3 protein-coding genes are annotated in these 12,933 nt (G+C 74.7%); all 3 read right to left on the bottom strand.

The genetic code is table 11. The annotated features are described in order from the left end of the window. Positions 1 to 1,778: type I polyketide synthase (locus AB0N76_RS34225; protein ID WP_363563970.1), on the bottom strand; the 1,778-nt coding region annotated here is incomplete at its 3' end. A gap of 50 nt (positions 1,779 to 1,828) precedes the next feature. Then, entirely contained in the window at positions 1,829 to 11,572 is a 9,744-nt protein-coding gene (locus tag AB0N76_RS34220; RefSeq protein ID WP_363563968.1) for a type I polyketide synthase, read from the bottom strand. A 49-nt stretch (positions 11,573 to 11,621) separates the two neighbouring features. Continuing rightward, on the bottom strand, positions 11,622 to 12,933 hold a 1,312-nt coding region (locus tag AB0N76_RS34215), incomplete at its 5' end, for an SDR family NAD(P)-dependent oxidoreductase (protein ID WP_363563966.1).

The following is a 12,933-nucleotide window of genomic DNA, read 5'->3' as shown; positions in this document are numbered from 1 at the left end:
AGCTCCGCACACACCTCCTCGTATGCCCGGGCGAACACTGGGAAGGCGCTCAACTCCCGGCCCATCCCCGGCCACTGCGAACCCTGACCCGAGAAGACCAGACCGAGACGCCCGGTGCTCGGCGACGAAACCGCGACCGACCCCGAGACCAGCTCGCCAAGACGGGACAGCAGCTCCTCACGATCGGCCGCCACCACCGCCGCCCGGTGGTCGAACGCCGAACGCGAGGTCGCCAGCGAGAACGCCACGTCCAACGCCCGCGCCTCACCCCCGCGCACCCGCTCCAGCAGAGCCGCGGCCTGGTCCCGCACCGCCTCGACGGACTTGCCCGACAGCACCACCGGCACCGCGGGAAGCGCGACCGTGGCCTCGCCGACGGCCTCGTCGGCGGGCACCGGCGCCTGCTCCAGGATCACGTGCGCGTTGGTCCCGCTCACACCGAACGACGACACACCCGCCCGCCGGACGCGGTCCGCCTGCGGCCACGCCCGACCCTCGGTCAGCAGCTCGACGGTGCCGGCCGACCAGTCGACCTCCTTCGACGGCTCGTCCACGTGCAGGGTCTGCGGAAGGGCGCCCTCCCGCATCGCCATCACCATCTTGATCACACCCGCCACACCGGCAGCCGCCTGGGTGTGACCGATGTTGGACTTCAACGACCCCAGCCACAGCGGACGTTCGGCGTCCCGGCCCTGCCCGTACGTCTCCAGCAGCGCCTGCGCCTCGATCGGGTCACCCAGCCTGGTCCCCGTCCCGTGGCCCTCGACCGCGTCGACGTCCCCGGCCGACAGCCGCGCGTTGGCCAGCGCCTGCCGGATCACCCGCTGCTGCGACGGACCGTTCGGCGCGGTCAGACCGTTCGACGCGCCGTCCTGGTTGACCGCCGAACCACGCACCACCGCCAGGACGTCGTGACCGTTCGCCACCGCGTCGGACAGCCGCTCCACAAGCAGCATACCGACGCCCTCGCCCCAGCCGGTGCCGTCCGCCGCGTCCGCGAAGGCCTTGCACCGGCCGTTGCCCGCCATGCCGCGCTGCCGGGAGAAGCCCACGAACAGGGCGGGGGTGGACATCACCGACACGCCGCCGGCGAGGGCGAGGTCGCACTCACCGGCGCGCAGCGCCTGGACGGCGAGGTGCAGGGCGACCAGCGAGGACGAGCAGGCCGTGTCGACCGTCACCGCCGGGCCCTCCAGGCCCAGCACGTACGACACCCGGCCCGACATCACGCTCGCGGCCGTGCCGGTGATCAGGTAGTTCTGGGCCTCCTCGATCGCGTCGACCAGCACCATGCTGTAGTCCTGGCCGTTGGTGCCCGTGAACACCCCGGTCCGGCTGCCGCCGAGCGCCGTCGGGTCGATGCCGGCCCGTTCGAAGGCCTCCCAGGAGGCCTCCAGCAGCAGCCGCTGCTGCGGGTCCATCGCCGCCGCCTCACGCGGCGAGATCCCGAAGAACCCGGGGTCAAAATCCCCGATGTCGTAGAGGAAGCCGCCCTCGCGGACGTAGAACTTGCCCTCGGCCTCCGGGTCGGGGTCGTAGAGGCCGTCAACGTCCCAGCCGCGGTCGGCCGGGAGCTCCGACATGGCGTCCGTGCCGTCGGCGACCAGCCGCCACAGGTCCTCGGGCGAGCGCACGCCGCCCGGGTAGCGGCAGGACATGCCCACGATCGCGATCGGCTCGTGGGCGCCGTCCTCCAACTCGCGCACCTTCAGCCGGGTCTCCTCCAGCTCGGTGCTGACCCGCTTCAGGAAGTAGCGGAGCTTCTCTTCGTTTCCCATGGGGGACTTCTCCATCATCTGTACTGGCAGGGAGCGGGGTGGGACGGGGTTCAGGAGATCCCGAACCGCTCGCCGATGAGGTCGAACAGGTCGTCGTCATCGGTGGCCGACTCGAACCGGTCGGCGGCGGAGTCCTCTCCGTCCCCGTTTCCTGCTTCACGCAGCTTCACCAGGAGGGCCTGCAGCCGCTCCTCGACCTTCTTGCCGTCGAACTCGGCGGCCAACAGCGCGCTGAGGGCCGAGTCGGCCTCGTCCAGCCGGGCCAGGACCGCCGAGTCCGCGCTCTCCTCCGTCGCGAACAGGCGGGAGCGGAGGTGGCCGGCGAGGACCGCCGGATTGGGGTGGTCGAAGACCAGCGTCGCGGGCAGTTGCACACCCGTCGCGGCGCTCAGCTGGTTGCGCAGCTGGACCGCGGTCAGCGAGTCGAAGCCCATGTCCTTGAACGCGACCCGTTCCTCGACGGCGTCTCCCGAGGCGTGCCCCAGGACCTCGGCGACCTGGGCCCGGACGACGTCCAGGAGGGCCGCCGCCCGGTCGGCCGCCGGCAGCGCCGCCAGCCGCTGGGCGAGCGGCTGGTCGCCGCCGGTGCCGCCCGTCCCCGCCGCGCCCGCGCCGGTGCCGGCGCCCGCGAGCCGCCGGACCTCGGGCAGTTCCTCGACCAGCCGGCTGGGGCGGGCCGAGGTGAACCGGGGCAGGAACCGCTCCCAGTCGATGTCCGCGACCGTCACCGTGGCCTCGCCGTGCTCCACGGCCCCTTCCAGGGCGGCGATCGCCAGCGCCGGCTCCATCGCCGACATGCCGTGGCGCCGCAGGTGGCGCTGCATCTCCTCGCTCGCGGTCAGACCGTCGCTGCCCCAGTTGCCCCAGGCGACGGAGGTGGCGGGCAGGCCCTGGTCCCGGCGCTGTTCGGCGAGGGCGTCCAGGTAGGCGTTCGCCGCCGCGTAGTTGGCCTGGCCGGACGAGGCGACGGTGCCGCCGAGCGAGGAGAACAGCACGAACACGGACGGCTCCAGGTGCCGGGTGAGCTCGTCCAGGTTCCGCGCGCCGATCGCCTTCGGCGCCAGGACCCGGCCGAACCGCTCGGCGGTCAGGCCGTCGAGGATGCCGTCGTCCAGTACGGCGGCCGTGTGCACGACCGCGGTCAGCGGGTGCTCGGCGGGGATCCGCTCCTCCAGGACCAGTCGCAGTGCCTCGCGGTCGGCGACGTCGCAGGCGGCGAACGTGACCCGGGCGCCCAGGGCGGTCAGGTCGGCCGTGAGCTCGGCGGCCCCCGGCGCGTCGGCGCCCCGGCGGCTGAGCAGCAGCAGGTGCTCGGCTCCCCGGGCGGCCGCCCAGCGGGCGACCCGCTCCCCGGCGCCGCCGGCGCCGCCGGTGATCAGGACCGTCCCGCGCGGCTCCCACCGCGCGGCGGGCTCGTCCCGGCGCTGCGGCGTCCGGACGAGGCGGCGGGCGAAGGCCCCGGCCGGCCGCACGGCCACCTGGTCCTCGCCGCCCGGGGCGGCCAGGACGGCGGTGAACGCCGCCAGTTCGCGGTCCCCGGCGCCCTCCGGCAGGTCGATCAGACCGCCCCAGCGGTCCGGGTGCTCCAGTGCCGCGACCCGTCCCATGCCCCACACCTGGGCCTGGGCTGCGCTGCGCAGCCGGTCGGCGGCGCCCACCCCGACCGCTCCGCGGGTGGCCACCCACAGGGGGGCGGAGACGCCGAGGTCGCCGAGCGCCTGGACGGTCGCGACGGTGGCGAGCAGGCCCGCGGGCAGCCGCTCGTCGGCCCCGGCGGGTCGCTCGTCGGCGCCGAGGAAGGACAGCACCCCGTCGAGGTCCGCGACCCCGACCCCGACCCCGTCTCCGGCCCCGTCCCCGGCCCCGGCCCCGTCGGCGGCGCCGATCGAGGCCAGTTCCGCGGCCAGGGCCTCCCGGGTCGTGGTGGCGGGGTCGACCGCGATCACCTCGGTCTGCGCGCCGGCGGCACGCAGGGCCCCGGCCCACGGGTCCGCCCAGGTGGTGCCGGCGGGTACCAGCACCAGCCAGCGGCCGGACGGGCCGGACGGCGCGGCGCCGCCCCGGGCGTCCAGGGGCCGCCAGTCGATCCGGTAGCGCCACGAGTCCACGGCGGCGTTCTCCCGCTGGCGGCGGCGCAGCGCCGACAGGGCGGGGGCGACGTCCGCGAGGGACTTCCGTTGCTCGCCCTCCAGGTTCAGCGCGGCGGCGAGCGAGGTCAGGTCGGCGGCCTCGACCGCGCTCCAGAACTCCGTGTCGATGCCGTCGGCCGCACCGGTGGCGCGGGTCTCCTCGGCGGGCGCCGTCGGCTCCAGCCAGTAGCGATCGCGCTGGAAGGCGTAGGTCGGCAGGTCCGTCGTGCGGGCACCGGTCCCGGCGAACGCCGGCCGCCAGTCGACGGCCAGGCCCTGGGTGTGCGCGTCGGCCAGGGCGTCCAGCACGCGGCGCGGGCCGCCGTCGTCCCGGCGCAGCGTCGCGACGACCCGCACCCCGGCCTCGCCGACCGGGTGGGACGCGGCGTTGTCGTGGATCGAGAAGGCCAGCAGGGGGTGCGGGTTGACCTCGACGAACGCGCCGTGGTGGGAGTCCAGCAACGCCGCCACGGCCTGCTGGAACGCGACCGGCATGCGCATGTTCCGGTACCAGTACTCGGTGTCCAGACCGCTCGTGTCGAACAGGCCGCCGGTCACCGTGGAGTAGAACGGGATGTCCGAGCTGCGCGGCTCGACCGGGGCCAGCGCCGCGAGCAGCTGCTCGCGCAGGCCGTCGACCTGCGGCGAGTGGCCGGCGGTGTCGACGCCCGGGATCCACCGGGCCGTCACCTCGTCGGCGAGCAGTTCGGCGAGGACCTCGCCGAGCGTCTCGGGGTCACCGGACAGCGCCACCGAGTTCGGGCTGTTCACGGCGGCCACGCCGATCCGGTCGGCGCGGTCGCCGATCCTCGCCTCGGCCTGCTCCGCGGGCAGGGTCACCGACAGCATGGCGCCCCGGCCGACCAGGCCCAGCCAGGCCTTGCTGCGCAGGGCCACCACCCGGGCGCCGTCCCGCAGGGACAGGCCCCCCGCGACGACGGCGGCGGCCACCTCGCCCTGCGAGTGCCCCACCACGGCGGCGGGTTCGACGCCGTGGGAGCGCCACACCGCGGCCAGCGAGACCATCATGGTGAACAGGGCGGGCTGGAGGACGTCGACCCGGCTGATCGGCGGCGCGCCGGGAACGTCCCGGAGGACGTCGAGGACCGACCAGTCGACGAACTCGGACAGGGCCTCGTCGCAGGCGAGCACGCTCTCGCGGAACGCCGGGGAGGAGTCCAGCAGACCGGCCGCCATGCCGGCCCACTGGGAGCCCTGTCCGGGGAAGACGAAGACGGGACGGCCGGCGGCGCCGGCCTGCGCCTTGGTGACGTTCGCGGCGTTCCGGCCGGCGACGAGGGCGTCCAGCCCCTCCCGGAACTCGTCGAGCCCGCCGCCGAGCACGACGGCCCGGTGGTCGAACAGCGAGCGCGCGGCGACCAGCGTGTGGCCGATGTCGGCGGGACGGGCGTCCGGGTGGGCGTCGAGGTGCTTCCCGAGCTCGGCCGCCTGCCGGCGCAGGGCCGCGTCGCTCTTCGCGGACAGCACCCAGGGGAGCCGGGCGGCCTCCTCGCCGGGGGCCTCCTGGTCCCCGGGCTCGGACGGCCCGGCCAGCTCGGACGGCGCGGACGGCCCGGACGGCTCGGACGACTCGGACGGCGCGGACGGCGCGGACGGCTCGGCCACCGGGGCCGTCTCCTCGACGACCACGCCCTCCAGGATGACGTGGGCGTTGGTCCCGCTCACGCCGAACGCGGACACACCCGCGCGGCGCGGGCGCTCGTCCGCGGGCCACGGCCGGTCCTCGGTCAGCAGCTCCACCGCACCCGCCGACCAGTCCACGTCCGGCGTCGGCGCGTCGATGTGCAGGGACATCGGCATCGTGCCGTGCCGCATCGCCATCACCATCTTGATCACGCCGGCCACGCCGGCAGCCGCCTGGGTGTGGCCGAGGTTCGACTTCAACGAGCCCAGCCACAGCGGCTGTTCGGCGTCCCGGTCCCGGCCGTAGGTGGCCAGCACGGCCTGGGCCTCGATCGGGTCGCCCAGCCGGGTGCCGGTCCCGTGCGCCTCGACGACGTCGACGTCCGCGGTGGTCAGCCCGGCGTTGGTCAGCGCCTGGCGGATCACCCGCTGCTGGGACGGGCCGTTCGGCGCCGTCAGGCCGTTGGAGGCGCCGTCCTGGTTCACGGCGGAGCCGCGGACCACCGCGAGGATGTTCCGGCCGTTGCGCCGCGCGTCGGACAGCCGCTCCAGGAGCAGCACGCCGGCGCCCTCGCTCATGCCCGCGCCGTCGGCGGCGGCGGCGAACGCCTTGGACCGGCCGTCCCGCGCCAGCCCCTGCTGCCGGGAGAAGGCCACGAACAGCGCGGGGGTCGCCATCACGGTGGCACCGCCGGCCACCGCGAGCTCGCACTCGCCCGACCGCAGCGCCTGGCAGGCCATGTGCAGCGCCACCAGCGAGGAGGAGCAGGCCGTGTCGATCGACACGGACGGTCCCTCCAGCCCGAAGGTGTAGGCGATCCGGCCGGAGAGCACGCTGGCGGAGCCGCCCGTCAGGACGTAGTTCTCCGACTCCTCCCAGGCCTTCGCCTGGACCATGGTGTAGTCCTGGCCGTTGGTGCCGACGAAGACGCCGGTCTGGCTGCCGTGCAGGCTGTGCGGGTCGATGCCGGCCCGCTCGAAGACCTCCCACGAGGTCTCCAGCAGCAGCCGCTGCTGCGGGTCCATCGCCCGCGCCTCACGGGGGGCGATGCCGAAGAACGCCGGGTCGAACTCGCCCGCGTCGTACAGGAAGCCGCCCTCGACGGAGTACAGCTTCCCGACCGCGTCCGGGTCCTCGTCGTACAGGCTCTCGACGTCCCAGCCCCGGTCGGTGGGCAGGCCGGAGACCGCGTCGACGTGACCGGCCACCAGGCGCCACAGGTCCTCGGGGGAACGCACCCCACCGGGGAAGCGGCAGCTCATCCCGACGATCGCGATCGGCTCGTCGTCCACCGCCGCCACGCGCACGACGGGCGCCCCGGCGGCCGCCTCCTGCTCGCCGACCAGTTCCCGGCGCAGGTGCTCGGCCAGCACGTCGGCGGTCGGGTAGTCGAAGGCCGTGGTGGGCGACAGGCGCAGCCCGGTCTCGGCGTTGAGACGGTTGCGGAGTTCGACGGCGGTGACCGAGTCGAAGCCGAGGTCCCGGAAGGCCCGCCGCTCCTCGATCGCCTGCGCCGACCCGTGCCGGAGCACCACGGCGACGTGCGCCCGGACCAGCTCCAGCAGGTGGCGCTTCTGGTCGGCCGCGTTCATCGTCAGCAGCCGCCGGACCAGGGGCGCGGGGGCCGCGCCGGTCTCGGTGCCGGCCGGTTCGGCCTGCTGGGCCGCGAGGGCCTCCTTCACCTCGGGCAGGTCGCCGAGGAAGGCGCTCCCCCGGTTCGCGGTGAAGGCCACGGTGAACCGCGGCCAGTCGACGTCCGCGACCGCGGTGCAGGTGTCGTCGGCCGCCAGCGTCCGCCGGAGGGCGGCCAGGGCCGTGTCCGGGTCCATCACCGGCACGCCGTGCCGTCGGGCCACCTCGCCGATCTCCGGATCGTCCGCCGCGCCCGCCCCGCCCCAGACGCCCCAGGCGACCGAGGTCGCCGCCACGCCGCGGTCCCGGCGGCGCTGCGCGAGCGCGTCCAGGTAGGCCGTCGCCGCGGCGTAGGCGGACCGGCCGCGGCTGCCCCAGGTCCCGGCGTTCGAGGAAAAGAGGACGAACGCCTCCAGTTCGGCGTCGTGCAGCAGCGCGTCCAGGTTCACCGCACCCGCAATCTTCGCGGGCGCGGTGGCGACCAGGTCCGCCGGGGAGCTGTCGGCCATCAGGGCCGACCCGCCGCTCCCGGCGGTGTGGAAGACGGCGGTGAGCGGGTGCTCGGCGGGGACGGTGCCGAGGACGGCGGCGAGCGCGTCGCGGTCGGCGACGTCGCAGGCCGCGATGGTCACCTCGGCGCCCAGCGCGGACAGCTCCGCGGCCAGGTCGTCGGCGCCCGGCGCCTGCGAACCGCGGCGGCTGACCAGCAGCAGGTGCTCGGCACCCTGACCCGCCAGCCAGCGCGCCACATGACCGCCCAGCGCACCCGTACCGCCCGTCACCAGCACCGTCCCCGACGGCCGCCACTCCCGCACGGCCCCCGCCCCGCCGGCCACCGCACGCGTCAGCCGACGGCCGAACACCCCCGATGCCCGGAGCGCCACCTGGTCCTCGACCCCGGGCCCGGCGAGCACGGCGGACAGCCGGCCCAGCACCGCCGCGTCAAGCTCCTCCGGCAGGTCGACCAGTCCACCCCACAGCTCCGGGTGCTCCAACGCCGCCACCCGGCCCAGACCCCACACCTGCGCCTGCACCGGGCTCAGCACCCGGTCCCCCACGCCCACCGACACCGCACCACGCGTCACGGCCCACACCGGAGCCGCCACACCCGCGTCGCCCAGTGCCTGCACCAACAGCAGCGTCCCCGCCACCCCGGCGGCCAGCTGACCGTCAGCGGCGGCCCGCTCGTCCAACGCCAGCAACGACAGCACACCGGCCGCCTCACCGATACCGGCCAGCCGCTCGGCCAGCCGCGCACGGTCGGTGCCGAGGGCGTCCACCTCGACGACCCGGGCGGGGTCCGCCAGCCCCAGCGACTTCGCCAAGGCGTCGGCCCATGCGGCGTCCGCGTCCGCGAGGCCGCTCGGGACGACGAGGAGCCAGTCGCCGGACAGCGGTGCCGGAGCAGATACCGCGCGCTGCGGCAACGGGCGCCACGAGACCCCGTAGCGCCAGGAGTCGGCGACGGAGTTCTCGTGCCGACGCCGACGGTAGGTCGACAGCACCGGCAGGACTTCCCGCAGCGACTCGTCCAGCCCGTCACCCGCCTGGAGCGCGGCGATCAGGGCCGCCAGGTCCTCGCTCTCGACGGCCTGCCAGAACTCTTCGTCGGCGGGGTCGACGGGCGCGGCGTCCGCACGCAGGGGCACGTCCAGCCAGAAGCGGTCGTGCTGGAAGGCGTAGGTGGGCAGGTCGACGCGGCGGGCACCCGTGCCCTCGAACAGGGCCGGCCAGGTGACGGGGGCGCCGTGGACGAAGGCCTGCCCGAGGGACGCCGTCAGGCGGGCGAGGCCGCCCTCACCACGGCGCAAGGTGCCCACGGCGGCGGCCTGGACGTCGGGGCCGTGCTCGCCGATGACCTCCTCGATCGCCGGGACGAGCACCGGGTGGGAGCTCACCTCGACGAACAGGCCGTGACCGGCGGCGAGGAGTCCTTCGACGCCGTCGCGGAACTCCACGGTCTGGCGCAGGTTCGTGTACCAGTACCCGGCGTCGAGGGCGGAGGTGTCCAGGAAACCGCCCGTGACGGTCGACCAGAACGGGACGGTGCCCGTCAGCGGCGTGATGCCGGCCAGATCGTGGGCCAGGCCCTCGCGCAGGACCTCCACCATCGAGGAGTGCGAGGCGTAGTCCACCGGAATGCGCCGGACCCGGACCTCACGCTCCTCGCACCAGACAGTGAACGCCTCCAGCAGCTCCGCCGGACCCGACACGACGGTCGAGGCCGCGCCGTTCACCGCAGCGACGGAGACGCCCTCACCGGCCCACTCCAGGAGCAGGTCCCGCACCCCGTCCACGGAGACCGCGACGGACACCATCCCGCCCGAACCGGCGAGTTCACGCCCGATCGCCCGCGACCGCAGGACCACCACCCGGGCGCCGTCCTCCAAGGACAGACCGCCCGCGACAACGGCAGCCGCGATCTCACCCTGCGAATGCCCCAGCACGGCGGCCGGCTCGACGCCGAACGAGCGCCACACCTCGGCCAGGGAGACCATCACCGCCCACAGCACCGGCTGCACGACGTCGACCCGGCCCAGCCACGCCTCATCCTCGGAGCGCAGGACCTCGGTCAGCGACCAGTCCACCAGGCCACTCAGCGCCCGCTCGCACTCCGCCATCCGCGACGCGAACACCGAAGAAGCGTCCAGCAGTTCGGCCGCCATCCCCAGCCACTGCGACCCCTGCCCCGGGAACACGAACACCGCACCCTCAGCGGCACCGGTGGCAAGACCGCTCGACAGGACCCCGTTCGAAGTCAACTCGCCGAGACCGGAGATGAGTTCATCACGGTCACCGGCCACGACGACGGCCCGGCGGTCGAACACCGAGCGCGACGTCGCCAGCGAGAACCCGGCGCCCAGGAGGTCGAGTTCGGGATCCGCTCCGAGCCGCTCCAGCAGCGCGGCCGCCTGGCCGCGCAGCGCCTCCACGGACTTGCCCGACAGCACCACCGGCACCGCCGGAAGCGTGGCCACGGCTTCCTCGACGGCCGGTGCGGCCGCCTCCGGCTGCTCCAGGATCACGTGCGCGTTCGTCCCGCTCACGCCGAACGACGACACGCCCGCCCGCCGGACGCGGTCGACCTCGGGCCAGGCCCGCTCCTCCGTCAGCAGTTCGACGGCGCCGGCCGACCAGTCGACCTCCTTCGACGGCTCGTCCACGTGCAGGGTGCGCGGCAGCACGCCCTCCCGCATCGCCATCACCATCTTGATCACACCGGCCACACCCGCAGCCGCCTGCGCGTGGCCGATGTTCGACTTCAACGAGCCCAGCCACAGCGGACGTTCGGCGTCCCGGCCCTGCCCGTACGTCTCCAGCAGTGCCTGCGCCTCGATCGGGTCACCCAGCCGGGTGCCGGTGCCGTGCGCCTCCACCGCGTCCACATCCGTCACGGACAGCCCGGCGTTGGCCAGCGCCTGCCGGATCACCCGCTGCTGCGAGGGACCGTTCGGGGCGGTCAGACCGTTCGACGCACCGTCCTGGTTCACCGCCGAACCCCGCACCACTGCAAGGACGTTGTGCCCCTTCGCCACCGCGTCCGACAGCCGCTCCACCAGCAGCAGCCCGACGCCCTCGCCCAGGCCGGTCCCGTCCGCCGCGTCCGCGAACGCCTTGCAGCGGCCGTCCGCCGCGAGACCGCGCTGACGCGAGAACTCCACGAACGCACCCGGCGTCGACATCACCGTCACACCACCGGCCAGCGCCAGGTCGCACTCACCCGCGCGCAGCGCCTGCGCCGCCAGGTGCAGCGCCACCAGCGAGGACGAGCACGCCGTGTCGACCGTCACCGCCGGGCCCTCCAGGCCCAGCGCGTACGACAGCCGGCCCGACACCACGGCGGCCGTGTTGCCGGTGACGAAGTACCCCTCCAGCTGGCTCGGGTCGCCTTGGGCGAGCGCCGCGTAGTCCTGGCCGTTGGTGCCGGCGAACACACCGGTCCGGCTGCCCCGCAGCGACTCCGGGTCGAAGCCCGCGCGCTCCAGCACCTCCCAGGAGGTCTCCAGCAGCAGGCGCTGCTGCGGATCCATCGCCAGCGCCTCACGCGGCGAGATCCCGAAGAAGTCCGCGTCGAACTCGGCCACCGAGTCGAGGAACCCGCCGTTGCGGACGTACGCGGCGCCCGAGGTGTCGGGGTCCGGGTCGTACAGGCCGTCGACGTCCCAGCCCCGGTCCTCCGGGAAGGGCGTCAGTCCGTCGACCCCGTCGGCGACCAGCCGCCACAGGTCCTCGGGCGAGCGCACGCCGCCCGGGTAGCGGCAGCTCATGCCGATGATCGCGATCGGCTCACGCTCCCGCTGCTCCGCGAGGGTCGCCCGCTCGCGGTACTTGTACAGCTCCGCCGTGGCCCACTGCAGGTGGCTCAGCAGCTCGTTCTCGTTGCTCATCAGAAATCCCTCTCCCCGTTCGCGGAAAATGCCAAAGTGCTGCTGCTGATCACGACTTGCCGAAATCGCGGTTGAGCATGGCGAACAGCTGGTCGGCCGTCGCCGCTCCGAGATCGGGCCGCTCCGCGGGACGGCCCGCGCTCCGGTACCTCTCCAGAACCTCTTCGAGCTGCGCCAGCACCGTCGCGTGCACGTCCTCGTGCGCCGCGGTCCGGGCCAGCAGCTCCTCCACCCCGCTCACCTGGGCCAGCGCGCGCTCCTCCAGCGCCCCGTCGTCCTCCTGGCGGACGAGCCCGCGGTGCAGGTGCTCCGCCAGCCGGACCGACGTCGGGTAGTCGAAGACGAGACTCGCCGGCAGCCGCAGCCCGGTGGCGGCGGTCAGCCGGTTGCGGAGCTCGACCGCCACGACCGAGTCGAAGCCCAGGTCCTTGAACGCCCGCTTCCGGTCGATGCTGTCGGCCGAGCCGTGTCCGAGCACCGCCGCCACGTGGTCCCGCACCAGGTCGGCCAGCAGGCGGACCTGCTCCTCGGCGCTCTTCCCCGCGAGCCGCTCCAGCAGCGCCTCGGCGGCGCCGGTCGCCTGCTCGTCCCGGCCCGCGCCGGCGGTGATCTCCCGGACCTCCGGAAGCTCGCCGAGGAAGGCGCTCGGCCGGGTCGCGGTGTACGCCACGGCGAACCGGGGCCAGTCGATGTCCGCGATGGCCAGGAAGGTCTCGTCCCGGTCGAGGGCCTGCTTCATGGCCGCGACCGCGAGGTCGGGGTCCATCGCGGGGATCCCGTGCCGGCGGGCCACCTCGCCGACCGCCGTGCCGTCGGCCATGCCCGCCCCGCCCCAGACGCCCCAGGCGATCGAGGTCGCGGCGAAGCCGTCGTGGCGGCGCTGCTCCGCGAGCGCGTCGAGGAAGGCGTTCCCGGGCGCGTAGTTGCCCTGGCCCGACGCGGCGAAGGTACCGGCCAGTGCCGAGAACAGCACGAAGGCGTCCAGGTCCCGGCTCCGCGTCAGCTCGTCCAGGTGCAGCGCCGCGTCGGCCTTCACCCGGGCCACCCGCGCCATCTGCTCGACGGTGAGGGAATCGAGGACCCCGTCGTCCAGGACGGCGGCGGTGTGGAAGACGGCGGTGAGCGGGTGCTCGGCCGGGATGCCGTCCAGGAGGGCGGCGAGCGCGGCACGGTCGGCGATGTCGCAGGCCGCGACGGTCACCTTGGCACCCAGCGCGGACAGCTCCGCGGCCAGGTCGTCGGCGCCCGGCGCCTGCGAGCCGCGCCGGCTGACCAGCAGCAGGTGCTCGGCACCCTGACCCGCCAGCCAGCGCGCCACATGACCGCCCAGCGCACCCGTACCGCCCGTCACCAGCACCGTC

The sequence above is a fragment of the Kitasatospora sp. NPDC093806 genome, from assembly GCF_040683335.1.
GTDB lineage: Bacteria > Actinomycetota > Actinomycetes > Streptomycetales > Streptomycetaceae > Kitasatospora.
The sequence above is the reverse complement of the archived record's forward strand: the minus strand, read 5'-3'. Positions and strand labels throughout refer to the sequence as shown.